The organism is Mitsuaria sp. GD03876 (genome assembly GCF_029840635.1).
Lineage (GTDB): Bacteria > Pseudomonadota > Gammaproteobacteria > Burkholderiales > Burkholderiaceae_C > Roseateles.
Map to the genome: position 1 here is coordinate 22,861 of NZ_JAOCCU010000033.1, position 13,345 is coordinate 36,205.

General features: G+C 73.7%; 11 protein-coding genes. 3 read left to right on the forward strand and 8 right to left on the reverse strand.

Annotated elements, in window-relative coordinates; translation table 11 throughout:
* Window position 1: 1 nt before the first annotated feature.
* Together N5D62_RS19640 and N5D62_RS19645 are read right to left on the reverse strand one after the other, a co-directional pair.
* Window positions 2-772, reverse strand: coding sequence for an SDR family oxidoreductase (locus N5D62_RS19640; protein WP_279759573.1), 771 nt, complete (start codon window positions 770-772; stop codon window positions 2-4).
* 91 nt (window positions 773-863) lie between these two features.
* Window positions 864-2,363 carry a hypothetical protein gene (locus N5D62_RS19645; RefSeq protein ID WP_279759574.1) on the reverse strand — a complete coding sequence of 500 codons (1,500 nt, stop codon included), beginning with the start codon at window positions 2,361-2,363 and terminating at the stop codon, window positions 864-866.
* A 152-nt stretch (window positions 2,364-2,515) separates the two neighbouring features.
* Here N5D62_RS19645 and N5D62_RS19650 point away from each other — a divergent pair, with 152 nt between their 5' ends.
* From N5D62_RS19650 to N5D62_RS19660, 3 genes are all read left to right on the forward strand, one after another.
* Entirely contained in the window at window positions 2,516-5,659 is a 3,144-nt protein-coding gene (locus N5D62_RS19650; protein ID WP_279759575.1) for a hypothetical protein, read from the forward strand.
* Window positions 5,660-5,754: 95 nt separating this feature from the next.
* A complete protein-coding gene (locus N5D62_RS19655; protein ID WP_279759576.1) occupies window positions 5,755-6,390 on the forward strand; it encodes a hypothetical protein in 636 nt (211 codons plus the stop codon).
* A gap of 61 nt (window positions 6,391-6,451) precedes the next feature.
* Window positions 6,452-8,605 (forward strand): hypothetical protein, encoded by a 2,154-nt coding sequence (locus N5D62_RS19660; RefSeq protein ID WP_279759577.1) that lies wholly within the window; start codon window positions 6,452-6,454, stop codon window positions 8,603-8,605.
* Window positions 8,606-8,650: 45 nt separating this feature from the next.
* On the opposite strand, the gene ureG is transcribed toward N5D62_RS19660, so the two are convergent.
* The 6 genes from ureG to N5D62_RS19690 are packed head-to-tail and all read right to left on the reverse strand — an operon-like array spanning window position 8,651 to window position 13,345.
* Entirely contained in the window at window positions 8,651-9,325 is a 675-nt protein-coding gene (ureG, locus tag N5D62_RS19665; RefSeq protein ID WP_279759578.1) for an urease accessory protein UreG, read from the reverse strand.
* The gene (locus N5D62_RS19670) at window positions 9,322-10,071 is read right to left on the reverse strand and encodes an urease accessory UreF family protein (RefSeq protein WP_279759579.1); all 750 of its coding nucleotides are present in this window, start codon (window positions 10,069-10,071) and stop codon (window positions 9,322-9,324) included. Before N5D62_RS19670 ends, ureG begins: the two co-directional genes overlap by 4 nt.
* Window positions 10,007-10,726, reverse strand: coding sequence for an urease accessory protein UreE (gene ureE, locus N5D62_RS19675; RefSeq protein ID WP_279759580.1), 720 nt, complete (start codon window positions 10,724-10,726; stop codon window positions 10,007-10,009). Before ureE ends, N5D62_RS19670 begins: the two co-directional genes overlap by 65 nt.
* Window positions 10,726-12,444 (reverse strand): urease subunit alpha, encoded by a 1,719-nt coding sequence (gene ureC / locus N5D62_RS19680; protein ID WP_279759581.1) that lies wholly within the window; start codon window positions 12,442-12,444, stop codon window positions 10,726-10,728. Before ureC ends, ureE begins: the two co-directional genes overlap by 1 nt.
* Window positions 12,444-12,761 carry an urease subunit beta gene (locus tag N5D62_RS19685; protein WP_279759582.1) on the reverse strand — a complete coding sequence of 106 codons (318 nt, stop codon included), beginning with the start codon at window positions 12,759-12,761 and terminating at the stop codon, window positions 12,444-12,446. The genes ureC and N5D62_RS19685 overlap by 1 nt, the downstream gene beginning before the upstream one ends.
* Window positions 12,758-13,345, reverse strand: coding sequence for a HupE/UreJ family protein (locus tag N5D62_RS19690; RefSeq protein ID WP_279759583.1), 588 nt, complete (start codon window positions 13,343-13,345; stop codon window positions 12,758-12,760). The genes N5D62_RS19685 and N5D62_RS19690 overlap by 4 nt, the downstream gene beginning before the upstream one ends.

Genomic DNA, 13,345 nt, shown 5'->3' on the forward strand with positions numbered 1-13,345 from the left:
CTCACACCTTGCGGATCGACACCCCGCCGTCGACCAGCATCGCCGTGCCCGTCATGAAGGACGAGGCCGGCGATGCCAGGAACAGCGCCGCGCGGGCGATCTCCTCGGGCGCGGCGATGCGGCCCAGCGCGTGCAGCCGCGCGACGGCGGCCATCTGCTCGGGCGTGCCGTTCATCTCGCGCGCCATCGGCGTGTCGGTGCCGCCGGGCAGCAAGGCGTTGACGCGGATGCCGTCGGCCGCGACCTCCACCGCGAGCGCCTGCGCCAGGCCGACCAGACCGGCCTTGCTGGCCGCGTAGCAGGCGGTGCCGGGGATGCCGGCGGTGTGGCCGACGAAGGTCGAGGTGAAGATCAGCGCGCCGCCGCCGCGTTCGCGCATCGCGGGCAGCTGGTGCTTGGCGCCGAGAAAGGCGCCGGTCAGGTTCACGTCGACCGCCTCGCGCCAGGCCTCGAGCGAGGCCTCGGTCGTCGGGCCGAGGTGGCCGAAGGCGCCGGCGTTGTTGAAGGCGATGTCCAGGCCGCCGAAGCGCGAGCGCGCCAGCGCGACCAGCGCCTGCGCATAGGACTCGTCGCGCACGTCGCCGGCCAGCGCGGCGGCGTGGCCGCCGGCGGCTTCGATCTCCGCGACCAGCGTGTCGAGTTCCACCCGGCGCCGCGCGCCGACGACGACGGCGGCACCGGCGCGCGCGAACAGCGTCGCGGCGGCACGGCCGATGCCGCTGCTGGCGCCGGTGATCAGCGCGACCTGGCCGGTCAGTTCAAAGGATTGCATGAGGGGCTCCCTGGGGTGGTGGTGAAGGAGCCGCAGTGTTCCGTCGCGCGATCCCGGCGTCTGGCCGGATGCGGACATGAAATTCCGCTCGTCACGCGCCGTCCGGCGGAGCGGTCGGGTCAGGAAGAGGCTTCGCGCCGGACACGTCGCGGCGCGTCTCTCCCGTCTCTCGCGTCTCTCGCGTCTGCCGAGCTTCCTGCGTCTCGGATGCCTCCCGCAACTCACGCACGTGCGTCAACACGATGCCCTCGGCATCCGGCAGCGCCGGCTCGCGCCGATTGCCGGCGTACTGGCGCGGCGGCGCGACACCCCTCGCCTGCTCGTCCAGCGTCTGGAGCTCGATGCCGCGCGCATGCAGCGGGTCGGTCCAGAACAGGTAGGTGGGCGCGGTCAGCGCGCCGGCGATGAGCTCGGTCAGCCAGTCCGCGGCCACCGGCGCGCGGGCGTCGCCGACGAGGGGTTGCAGCCAGCGCGCCAGCGTGCGCTCGTCCAACAGCGAGTCGTAGAGCTGGTTGAACCCCGCGACGAAGCAGCCGCGCGCCGACATCGTGTCCCAGTGACCCGGCGAGCGCAGCGCCTCCCCGAGGCTGCCCTCCCCGACGCGCATGCGCGCTTGCGTGGCGGTGCCGTGCCGGCAGGCGTGATACAGCATCAGCAGCGTCCACAGGTCCACCGTCTCGCCGCCCCAGTTCGCGAGCCCACGCAGCACGATGCCGCCGGGCAACAGCGTCCGGCCACCAGGGCCGACATCGGGCGCCGCCGTGAACGCGCGGCTGACCGCCAGCTGGTTGATCGCATAACCCAGGCCCGTCAGCGCGAGCGCGCGCCGGGTCGGGCCGCTGTCGGGCGCGGTGCGCATCGGCCAGCACGCCTGCACGCCATCGCGCAGCAGCGGGTAGAGCATCACTTCGGCGAAGCGCGTGCCGGCGTTGAGCAAGGTGCCGGTCGTCGCGCCGAGCGCCGCCGCGCCGGCCGGCAACGCCATCAGCACGACGCGGGTGGCGCGCGAGTAGCGCGTGGCGTCGCCGCTGAACTCGTCGCGCAGCAGCAGCACGACCTGGCCGCTCACCGGCACCGCCAGGCAGGCGCAGGACAGCAGCGTGCGCGCAGTCTCGGACACGCTGTCGGCCAACGCCAGGTCCAGCGCACGGCCCACGGCCTGGCGCGCCATCGTGGGCAGCGCGACCGAGCCGAAGCTGCGCGCGCCGCAGTGGGCGAGGTTGACCGCCGCGCGGCCGAACGCGGCGATCACGGCGCGCAGCCGGCCGCTGGCGCAACGCGAGTCCGGTTCGAGCGCCAACGCCTCGGCGGCGGTGTCCTGGAGCGCGTCCGGGAGGCGTTGCGCATCGCCGTCACGGAGGAAGCGGTCGACGCGATCGGCCGCCGAGTCGCGGGCGGCGCGGAGATCGATGCCGTCGAGGAGATCGCGTGCGAGTCGCGCGGATGCCTCGACGCCGGCGGCGCCGAGCGTGTCGACGGCGTCGTCGATCAGCGCGGATTCGGAGGCCTTGGAGCTGGCGCTGGCACTGGCACTGGCGCCGGAAGAAGCACTGGTGCTCGCGGCGGAGGACGTCGGCGTGATGGACTGCATCGCCGATCAGTCCCGGGGTCCTCCGACGGGTTCTTCCCCCAAGCGGGCGTGGTCGCCCGACGCCGACATCGCGGGTTCCACGAACGTGGGGGTGCGGCCGGCACCGGCCGCGGGCAGACTGGCCGGCCAACAAGCCCACGGGGAGGTGAGGCATGGACGCTGTCCAGATCGCGAAGCTCGTCGCGCCTCGCGCCACCGGCACGGTCCGGCGGCCTCGCGTCGCCGACGCGATCGAGCGGTCGCTGCAGGGCGGCATCTGCTGGATGGCCGCGCCGGCCGGCTACGGGAAGACGACCGCGATGGCCGACTTCGCCGCGGCGCTCCCGGCCCCGAGCCTCTGGTACCGGGTCGACGAGGGCGATCGCGACATCGCCGCCTTCTTCCACGACCTGGCCCAGGCCTTCGCGATCGCACGGCCGCGCCAGGCGCGCGCGGCGGTCTTCGGGCCCGAGTACGCCGAGCAGCCCGCCGCCTTCGCGCGCCGCTACTTCCGCGAGCGCTTCGCGCGTCTTCGTCCCGGGACGCTGCTGGTGCTCGACGACCTGCACCACGCCGACTCGGCGTCCTTCCGGGCCACGCTGGCGATCCTGCTGCAGGAACTGCCCGCCGCGCTGCGCTGCGCCTGCCTGTCGCGCACCCTGCCGCCGCCCGAGTTCAACGACCTGCTGCTGACCGGCCGCATGGCCGTCCTGGGCCAGTCGGAGCTGGAGTTCACCGACGAGGAAGCCTGCGCGATGGCCGGCGCGCGCGGCCAGGCGGCGCCCGATGCCCGCGCCCTGTCCGCGGCGCGGGGCTGGGCCGTCGGCCTGCTGACGCTCACCCAGCGCGAGGCCGGCGGCGCGGAGCACGCGCGGATGATCGCGGGCGAGCAGCCGCCCAGCGACGAGGGCGCGGTCTTCTCGGCCTTCGGCCCGCGCCTGTTCGACACCTTGCCCCCGCCCGAGCAGCAGTTGCTGCTCCACCTCAGCCTGCTGCCCGAGATCACCGCGGACCTGGCCACGGCGCTTGCCGGCCCGGACCAGCCCAGGCACGCGCTCGAACAGCTGCACCGGCGCCAGTTGCTGGTCATGAGCGGCTGGAAGGGACGCGTGACCTTCCGGATGCATGACCTGATGCGCGAGTTCCTGCAGGGCTGCCTCGAACGCCGGCTGGCGCCGTCCGAGCTGGCCCGCCTGAGGACGCACGCCGCCGGCCTGCTGGAGGCGGCCGGCCATGTCGACGCGGCCATCGACCTGGCGCTGCGGGCGGCGTCCTGGCCGCTCGCGCGGCGCCTGATCTCGGCACGGGCCGAAGCGCTGCTGGCCGAGGGGCGGCGCGTCACGCTCTCGGAGTGGTGCGCGAGGATGCCGGCCGGCGAGCTCGACGCCTGGCTGAGCTATTGGCTGGGCGTGGCGCATCTGGGCGACGACGCGGTCGCGGAGGGCTGGTTCGCGCGCGCCTGGACGGATTTCGCGGCGCGGGGCGACCGGGCCGGACAGTGCCTCACCGCGGCGCACGCGGTGCTGGCCAAGACCGACAGCTGGCGGACCCACCACGGCCTGGCGCTGTGGACGCAGCGCGCGCGCCAGTTGCTGGAAGGCGAGCTGCCGCCGCTGCGTCCGCCCGAGGCGCTGCTGGTGCTGACCGGGCTGCTCCGGGCGCTGGATTTCGGCGAGGAGTACGGCGGCGGCGAAGCCGCCCGACAGGCGATCTCGCAACGGTTGCTGGCCCTGCTGCGCCACCCGGACGGCACCGCGCCCACGCCGCGCCTGCTGGCCAGCGAGACGCTGATCGAATGCGCCGGCTCGGCCGGCGACGCCGACCTCTTCGCGCAGGCCGTCGACTGCGTGCTGGAGGACCTGCGCCACCGCGACGCGTCGCCCTGGGCCCTCGGCTTGTGGCTGGTCGCCTTCGGCGCCGCCAGCGGCCGCTACTTCCCCTGCGCGCGCCGCGGACTGCCCTATGCGTCGGCGGAAGCCGCGCTGCGGGAAGCGGTGGCGATCGGCGAGCGGGAAGCGCTGCGCGGCGTCGAGTTCGGCGCGCTCTACCACCTGCAGCTGCAGGCGAAGCTGCGCAACGACTGGGTGGCGTGCTCGGCCTGGGTCGCGCGGCTCGCGGCGATCGCCGACAGCCGCCACACGACCCAGGTCGCCGTGGTCGCCGATTGCCAGGCGGCGGCGCACGTCCACCAGGGCGACCTGGCGGCGGCGCACCTCGACTGCGCGCGTTTCATGGCGGCGATCGATGCCGCCGACGAACCGCCGATCGAGCGCTGGCCCCACTTCATCACCGCCCATCAGGTGCTGGTCGCGGACGGCCGGGCCGACGAGGCGGCGCGGTGCCTCGAGGACCGGCTCGCGCTGTTCGACGGCGGCATCCGGCTGCGCACCGAGGCCTGCATCGCCCTCGCGCGCGCCTGGCAGGCGCGCCAGTCGACCGACCCGAGGGCCTATCGGCGCCGGCTGCGCGCGGCGTGGACGCTGCTGCGGCAGACCGGCTGGTCGTCGGTGTGGGCCAACCTGCCGCGGCAGCTGGCGCAGGTCTGCGCCGACGCGCTGGCCGAGCGGATCGACCCCGACGGCTGCCGCGCGCTGATCCGCGAGCGCCGGCTCGACCCGCCGGCGGATGCGCCGCCCGACTGGCCCTGGGCGCTCAGGATCCGGGTGCTCGGCGGCTTCGCGGTCGAGCGCGACGGCGTCCCGCTCGAACCCGGCGCCAAGACGCCGGCGCGGTCGCTGGACATCCTGCGCATGCTCGCCCTGGCCCGGGACCACACCTGCGCGCTGGTGGACCTGCACGACGCGTTCTGGCCCGATGCCGACGGCGATCGCGCCAAGGCCGCCTGCGAGCAGGCGCTGCACCGCCTGCGCCGCCTGCTGGGGGACGCCGAGCTGGTCGTCCAGCGCGGAAGGCAGCGTGCGCTTCGCCGCGGGCCGGGTGTGGGTCGACCTCGGGTGGTGGGAATCGCGCGTGCGGGACGCGCTGGCCTGGCAGCGTCCGGGGGCCGTCCCCGGCCCACTCGTCGAGCAGGCCTTCCTCGACTTCCCCGGGCCGCTGCTGCCCGCCGAGCGCCTGCAGCCCTGGGCGTTGTCGGCCGCGGAGCGGGTGCGCGGCAAGCTGCTCGACCTGGCGCTGCGCCTGGGCGAGCAACGGCGGCTGGAGGGCGACCCTCGGGCCTCGACCTCCCTGTACCTGCGCGCGCTGGACTTCTATCCCGACGCGTCGCCGATCCGGCGCCTGGTCGAGCCCCTGCTCCCGGCCTGAGCGGCCCGGGCCGCGCTCCCACCGGCCCGCGCGCCGTTGCCGCGCATGCGTAAGCGATCGGTAGGTCGCGCCGCCGCACGCTCCGGTCACCGCGGTCCTCAAGCGGCGCCTTCCCGGCGCCCGCCGCCGGTGACAAGGAACAGCTGTCATGGAAACGCTTGCAACACAGGCCGGCGCCAGCGGGCTCTCGCAGCGCCAGCTCATCAGCCTCGTGCGTCGGCTGCTGGGCGCGATGCCCGACCGGGACGACACGCCGCCGCCCGCGCCGTGGGATGCGGTGCTGTCCCGGGTGGGCAAGCGCCTGCTGGGGACGCGATCGCGCCTCACGCTGCCGCCGCCGGAGGAACTCGACCCCGGTTATCCGCCACGTCCGCCCTGGCTGTTCGCCGTCGCGTCGTCGCCGGACCTGGCGGCGCTGAATCCGCAGCCGCTCCCGCCGCGCTGGGCATTCGCCGCGACGCTGGCGGACGAGTTGATCCAGCGCGCGGCCCAGGCCGACGAATGGGCCGCCTGGGCGCACGCCGGCGACGACGGTCGCATCCGCGTCGGCGCGCGCTTGCTGTCGCAGGTCGACGAACTGTGCGGCAACGACCTGCGGCTGCACCTGCCCCGGCCCCGGCCCGAACCGCCCGGTTGGCAGTCGCAGCTGGGCGGCGTGGACCTGATCGTCATGGGGCTGCAGTTCGAGGACGCCGCGGCCCACGTGCCCGCCGGCGCCCTGCAGCGCGCCTATGCCAGCGGCGGCGCCAAGCTGGTCCAGGCCGGCTGGTCCCGTTCGATCTGAATACCCCATCCCCGCGCGCCGCGCGGCGCGATCCGGGGAATCCGTTGTCAGGGAGAAAACCATGAAAGCTTCAACTCGCATCGACATCGTCCGGCGTTCCCGGCGGCTGTCGGTCACCACCCTCCTGGCCGCCGCCGCGATCGCGGGGCAGGCGCAACCCTCGGGCAACCTGCCCGTGTACACCAGTCCGATCGACATCACCGGCGGCCGGGTGCTGCTGCGCGCCATCGCGCCGCAGCGCGACAGCGGCCAGCCGGTCGAGATCGCGCTGCCCGACGCGCTGCTGGGGCCGAAGATGGGCGCGCTGCTCGGCAAGCCGCTGGGGCCGCTGTTCGACAACGACTGGAACACCACCGTCGACCCGCGCAGCGGCATGACGCCGCGCCAGTCCGCCTGCGACGGTCCCGACGGCATCCGCGAGCGCGTGGCGCGGCAGGTCAGCGAGATCGGCGCCGGGTTCTCGGCCTACGATATCCAGTGCCGCCTGGCGACGACCGGCATGGTGCTGGTTCGACAGGTCGGCGCGACCCTCTACCTCAGCTACCAACTGCCCGGCAACCTGGTCGAGTTCCGCGCGACCTCGCCGTTCACTTGTCGTCCCGGTGGCGGCACCCCGCTCTGCCCGACCGATCCGTTGCTCAGCGTGCGCTTCGCGAGCGAGGTCTGGACCGTGCTGCGCACGCCCGGCCTGTGCGCGATGACGACGGAACCGGGCACGGTGAACCTGCATGCGGTGCAGATCGACACGCACAACGCCGCCGGCGACATCGCCCGCAACATCGTCGATCCGATCTTCCTGGGCAACAAGTTCCCCGCCGCCGAGCGCGCCATCCAAGCCGCGAGCTCGAGGCGTTCGCTTCCCCTCGACGCGGCGATCGCCGAGCTGCGCGCCAGTCCCGCGTGCGCCGACGGCGCCAGTCCGGGAGGGCGCGTGCTGGCGGCGTTCAGCACGCTCGAGGTGGACATCGAGCGGCAGGACCTCGTGCTCAAGGCGGTGCATCCGGCGATCGCGCCGCCGCGCTTCGAGAACGTCGCGCTGCCCTTCGGCGAGGCGACCTGCCGCGACGGGTTCGTCTGGCGCGAGGCCTGGTCCGGCGACACCGTCTGCGTGACGCCGGACGAGCGTCGCCAGGCGGCGCTCGACAACGCGGCAGCGGCCTCGCGCCGCACCCCTGGCGCCTACGGCCCCAACACCTGCCGATCCGGCTTTGTCTGGCGCGACGGCCGCTCCGGCGACGTCGTCTGCGTGACGCCGGCGCAGCGCACGCAGACCGCGCGGCAGAACGCGCTCGCGTCCGGACGGCGCGTGCTGGGCAACGCCACGCCGGGCTTCGCGCCACCGAGCCTGCAGGCGCCGCCGATCGCCGTGGCGGGCACCGCGATCGAGATCGGCGGCCGCTTCTTCCCGGCCAGCGTCGACGGCACGGTGCTGAACCTGTCGTTCGACCGTCCGGCGACGGCGGCCTGCAACGGCGGCGGCACGGACCTCGAATGGGCCGCGGCCGGCGCCGCGCCACGCGTCGACCGGCTGCCGCCGAGCGGCAACGGGTCGGCCTGCGCGGGTCGCCATGCGCTGCGTCCCCTCACGCCCGCCACGGCGTACCGGCTGCGGGCGCGGGATTGCGATCCGTTCACCTGCAGCGCCTGGACGCCGCCGCTGCCGCTGACGACCGCGACGGGCGGCGCGCAGGGCATCGCGCTGGCGCTGGACGGCAACGTCGCGCTCGGCACCACGACGGCGGACGGCAGCGGCAGCTTCACCGCGACGGTGCGGATTCCCGCCGGACTCGCGGGCGGCACGCACAGCCTGCGCGCCACGACGGCGGGCGCGCAGGCGAGCGTTCCGATCGAGGTGGCCGCGGCCAACGGCGCCGGGAACGGCAACACCCGTCTCCTGTTGACCGGCAGCTTCTACGGCGACACCGGCTGCCCGATGCGTCCGCTGCCGGACTACGCGCAGAAGGTCGGCGTCGAGGACACGTTCCCGGTCTTCGGTTCCGGCTTCACGCCGGGCGCGGTCTCGCTGCACGTGGACGGTCCTGACGGCCCGTCGCTGGGGTCGACGACCGCGCGTCCGGACGGCAGCTTCTGCCACCTGTTCCGCGGCCCGCCGGCCAGTTTCATCGGCCGGCACCAGATCGCCGCGGTGCAGGCCGGCGCGGTGAAGGTCCGGATCCCGGTCGAGTTCACCCGCCGCTACACCGGGCCGAACTGAGGCGCCCGGCCGTGACGCCGCGCGTCCGTCCCGGGACGCGCGGTGTCACGCGGCGCCCAGCATCCCCTTGTCCTCGATGAACGCGACCACCTGGTCCAGTCCGCTGAGCGTCTTGAGGTTGGTCATCACGAAGGGCCGTGTCGGGCGCATCCGGGTCGTGTCGGCCGCCATCACGTCCAGGTTGGCGCCGACATGCGGCGCGAGGTCGGTCTTGTTGATCACGAACAGGTCGCTCTTCGTGATGCCGGGGCCGCCCTTGCGCGGGATCTTCTCGCCGGCCGCCACGTCGATGACGTAGATCGTCAGGTCGCTGAGCTCCGGGCTGAAGGTCGCGGCGAGGTTGTCGCCGCCGGACTCGATGAACACGACGTCCGCGTCAGGGAACTGCGCCAGCATGCGGTCGATCGCCTCGAGGTTGATCGACGCGTCCTCGCGGATCGCCGTGTGCGGACAGCCGCCGGTCTCCACGCCGAGGATCCGCTCCGGCGGCAGCGCGCCGCTGATCGTCAGCAGCCGCTGGTCCTCCTTCGTGTAGATGTCGTTGGTGATCGCGACCAGGTCCCATTTGTCGCGCATCGCCTTGCACAGCATCTCCAGCAGCGTCGTCTTGCCCGACCCGACCGGCCCGCCGATGCCCACGCGCAGCGGCGGCAGGCGTTTCGTGCGGCCCGGGATGTGGTGAAGCGCGGAAGCGGAAGCCGTGGAGGTCGTGGTGCTCATGATCGGAACAGTCGGGAGTACTGGATTTCGTGGCGCGCCGCCAGGATGGACAGCATCGGCGCGAACAGCTGCCGCCGCGCGGGCGGCGTCGCGAGGGCCTCGGCCACCGCGGCGGGAATCTCGGACGCGAGCCGCGCCAGCACGCGCTGGCCCGCGCTCTGGCCCAGCGGCACCGCCTTCAGCGCGGCCTGGACCTGGTTCTCCGCCCAGCCGAAGGCCTGCGCGTGCAGCGTCTGGTCGGCGGGGACGGCGATCGTCGACAGCGCCAGCGACATCACGAACGCGTAGGGCGGGGGCTGTCCGTCGCAGCAGTCGGCGAGGCGCGCGAGCTGCGCGGCGCTCGCCATCGGCTGGCCACGCAGCCACACGAGCAGGGACTGGCCCATCTGCTCGCCCTGCAGCCGCGCCTCGGCGCCGTCGCGGGTCGTGCGCAGCCAGCGCGCGAGCTCGCGCAGCACGGGCCCGTCGTCGGCGCGCCAGGCGGCGATGCCCTGGGCGATGGCGGCGAGGTCGCCGCGCGCGAGCAGACGCAGCTGCTGGCTCAGCCAGTCGCCGGCGCTCGCGTCGTCATGCACCAGGCCGTGCTCCACCGCCGCCTCCAGCCCCTCCGAATACGAGAAGGCCCCGATCGGCAGCGCCGGCGACGCGAGCCAGACCAGCCGCAGCAGCGGCGGGACCGGATCAGTGACCGTGCTTGTGATCGTGGGCGTGGGAGTGACCGTGCTCGTGCGGGTGCTCGTGGTCATGCGAATGGTCGTGGCCGCAGCCTGGGCCGTGCACGTGCGGTGCCGGCGCGGCCTGGATCGCGATCGTCTTCTTCCCGGCGGGCTTGTGCTCGTGACCATGCGCGTGGCCGTGGTCATGCGCGTGATCGTGGCCGTGCGCATGGCCGTGGTCGTGCGTGTCGCCGTGCGCGTGGCCGTGCGCGTGGCCATGGCCATGACCGCCGGCCGCGTAGGCGCCGCCTTCGGGCTCGAAGCCCTCCTCGACCTCGTTGACGATGAGGTGCATCGCGCGCAGCAGCTCGGCCAGCACGTGGTCGGGTTCGATCTTGAGGTGATCGGGCTTGAGCTCGATCGGCACGTGGCGGTTGCCCAGGTGATACGCCGCGCGCACCAGGTCGAACGGCGAGCCGTGCGCGGCGCAGGCGGTGATGCGCAGCAGCGGCTGCGGCGCCGCGACCACGCGGATCAGCGAGCCGTCCTCGGCCACCAGCACGTCGCCGCCGCGCGCCGCGGTGCCGCGCGGCAGGAAGACGCCGAGCTCGCGGCCCTGGCTGTCGGTCGCCTGGAAGCGGCTCTTCTGGCGCGTGTCCCAGTCGAGCGTCACGGTGGCGGCGCGCTTGAGCAGCACCGGGGCCAGGCCGGCGCCCTGGGCCAGCAGTTTGGAGACTTGGATCATCAGAAGAGGAAGTAGCGCTGCGCCATCGGAAGCACCGTGGCGGGCTCGCAGTGCAGCAACAGGCCGTCGGCGCGCACCGCGTAGGTCTGGGGATCGACCTCCATCCGCGGGGCGTAGGCATTGTGGACCATGTCCCTTTTGCCCACGCCGCGGATGCCCTTCACCGCCACCGCCGTCTTGGCCAGGCCGTAGCGCGCCGGCGCGCCGGCCGCCAGCGCCGCCTGCGACACGAAGCTCAGCGAGGCCCGCGCCAGCGAGCCGCCGAAGCTGCCGAACATCGGCCGGTAGTGCACCGGCTGCGGCGTCGGGATGGACGCGTTGGGATCGCCCATCGCGGCCAGCGCGATCACGCCGCCCTTGAGGATCAGCGAGGGCTTCACGCCGAAGAAGGCCGGCTTCCAGATCACCAGGTCGGCCCACTTGCCGACCTCGATGCTGCCGACCTCGTGCGACACGCCGTGCGCGATCGCCGGATTGATCGCGAGCTTGGCGACGTAGCGCTTCACGCGCCCGTTGTCGTGGCGCTCCGAGTCGCCCGGCAGCTGGCCGCGCTGCTGCTTCATCTTGTGCGCCGTCTGCCAGCAGCGCAGCACCACCTCGCCCACGCGGCCCATCGCCTGCGAGTCGGAGCTGAACATGCTGATCGCGCCGAGGTCGTGCAGGATGTCCTCGGCCGCGATCGTCTCCTTGCGGATGCGGCTCTCGGCGAAGGCCAGGTCCTCGGCGATCGCCGGGTCCAGGTGGTGGCAGACCATCAGCATGTCGACGTGCTCGTCGAGCGTGTTGATCGTGTACGGCCGCGTCGGGTTGGTGGAGCTGGGCAGCACGTTGGCCTCGCCGACCACCTTCAGGATGTCGGGCGCATGGCCGCCGCCCGCGCCCTCGGTGTGGAAGGTGTGGATCGTGCGGCCCTTGAAGGCGGCCACCGTGTCCTCGACGAAGCCGCTCTCGTTGAGCGTGTCGGTGTGGATCGCGACCTGCGTGTCGGTGAGCTCGGCGACGTCCAGGCAGTTGGAGATCGCCGCGGGCGTCGTGCCCCAGTCCTCGTGCAGCTTCAGCCCGATCGCGCCAGCCTCGATCTGCTCGACGAGCGCCTCCGGCCGGCTGGCGTTGCCCTTGCCGAGGAAACCCAGGTTCATCGGGAACGCGTCGGCCGCCTGCAGCATGCGCTCGAGGTGCCAGGGGCCCGGCGTGCAGGTCGTGGCGAAGGTGCCGGTCGCCGGACCGGTGCCGCCGCCCAGCATCGTCGTCACGCCGCTGGCCAGCGCCTCCTCGATCTGCTGCGGGCAGATGAAGTGGATGTGGGAGTCGATCGCGCCGGCGGTGACGATCGCGCCCTCGCAGGCGATGACCTCGGTGCCGGGGCCGATGACGATGTCCACGCCGGGCTGCGTGTCCGGGTTGCCGGCCTTGCCGATCGCGACGATGCGGTGGTCCTTCAGCCCGATGTCGGCCTTGACGATGCCCCAGTGGTCCAGGATCAGCGCGTTGGTCAGCACCGTGTCGACGGCGCCCTGCGCGCGCGTGCGCTGCGACTGCGCCATGCCGTCCCGGATCGTCTTGCCGCCGCCGAACTTCACTTCCTCGCCGTAGCCGCCGGCGCGCAGCGTCAGGTCCTGCTCGACCTCGATGACCAGCGCGGTATCGGCGAGCCGGACGCGGTCGCCGACGGTGGGGCCGAACATCTCGGCGTAGGCGCGTTTGCCGATGCGGGCCATTACAGCGCTCCCTGCACCAGGCCGCGGAAGCCCCAGATCTCGCGCAGGCCGCCGATGTCGACCAGCTCGACGGTGCGCTGCTGGCCGGGCTCGAAACGCACGGCGGTGCCGGAAGCGATGTTCAGCCGCATGCCACGCGCGGCCTCGCGATCGAAGACCAGCGCCGCGTTGGTCTCGGCGAAGTGGTAATGCGAGCCGACCTGGATCGGCCGGTTCGCGCCGTTGACGACGGTCAGCGTCGCCGTGCGGCGGCCGGGATTGAGGGCGATCTCGCCGTCGTCGACGAGCAGTTCGCCGGGCACGAGGCGGGTGCTCATGCGGCCACCAGGCGCGTCAGCAGGCCCATGCCCAGCAGCGCGATCGCGCCGCCGGCCAGCCGGGACCACCGGGGCGACAGCGCCCGCAGCTTCAGCCCGAGCGCGAGGCCGCCCGCATGCAGCACCGCGGTCGCGACGACCATGCCGGCCAGCGCGGCCGCGCCGGACAACTCGCTGCCATGCGCGAGGCCGTGGAAGACCGCGAAGGCGCCGACGAGCGCGGCGGAGGCGCCGGTGCCGAGTTGCCAGCGCGCGGCGGCGATCAGGCCGAGGACGAGCACCGAGGCGGCGACCATCGACTCCACGCCGGGCAAGGCGACGCGGGCGATGCCGGTCGCGCCGACCAGGGCGCCGACGAGTAGCAGCGCGGCGAAGCCCAGCGGCGCGGCCAGCATGCGGGGGCCGCGCTGGGTCAGCGCGCTCCACAGGCCGACGGCGAGCATGGCGGCGAGGTGGTCGAGGCCGGTGAACGGATGCGAGAGGCCGTCGGTGAAGCCGTGGGCGTGGGCGGTGTCGCCGGTGTGCGCGGTGGCGAGGACGGGCAGCGTGGCGACGGCGATCGCGACGAGGAGGCGTCGGGTCAT

Bases quoted from the DNA above. Each gene is read 5' to 3' on its own strand.
- N5D62_RS19640 (WP_279759573.1), bottom strand. From the start codon at position 772: ATGCAATCCTTTGAACTGACCGGCCAGGTCGCGCTGATCACCGGCGCC.
- N5D62_RS19645 (WP_279759574.1), bottom strand. From the start codon at position 2,363: ATGCAGTCCATCACGCCGACGTCCTCCGCCGCGAGCACCAGTGCTTCT.
- N5D62_RS19650 (WP_279759575.1), top strand. From the start codon at position 2,516: ATGGACGCTGTCCAGATCGCGAAGCTCGTCGCGCCTCGCGCCACCGGC.
- N5D62_RS19655 (WP_279759576.1), top strand. From the start codon at position 5,755: ATGGAAACGCTTGCAACACAGGCCGGCGCCAGCGGGCTCTCGCAGCGC.
- N5D62_RS19660 (WP_279759577.1), top strand. From the start codon at position 6,452: ATGAAAGCTTCAACTCGCATCGACATCGTCCGGCGTTCCCGGCGGCTG.
- ureG (WP_279759578.1), bottom strand. From the start codon at position 9,325: ATGAGCACCACGACCTCCACGGCTTCCGCTTCCGCGCTTCACCACATC.
- N5D62_RS19670 (WP_279759579.1), bottom strand. From the start codon at position 10,071: ATGACCACGAGCACCCGCACGAGCACGGTCACTCCCACGCCCACGATC.
- ureE (WP_279759580.1), bottom strand. From the start codon at position 10,726: ATGATCCAAGTCTCCAAACTGCTGGCCCAGGGCGCCGGCCTGGCCCCG.
- ureC (WP_279759581.1), bottom strand. From the start codon at position 12,444: ATGGCCCGCATCGGCAAACGCGCCTACGCCGAGATGTTCGGCCCCACC.
- N5D62_RS19685 (WP_279759582.1), bottom strand. From the start codon at position 12,761: ATGAGCACCCGCCTCGTGCCCGGCGAACTGCTCGTCGACGACGGCGAG.
- N5D62_RS19690 (WP_279759583.1), bottom strand. From the start codon at position 13,345: ATGACCCGACGCCTCCTCGTCGCGATCGCCGTCGCCACGCTGCCCGTC.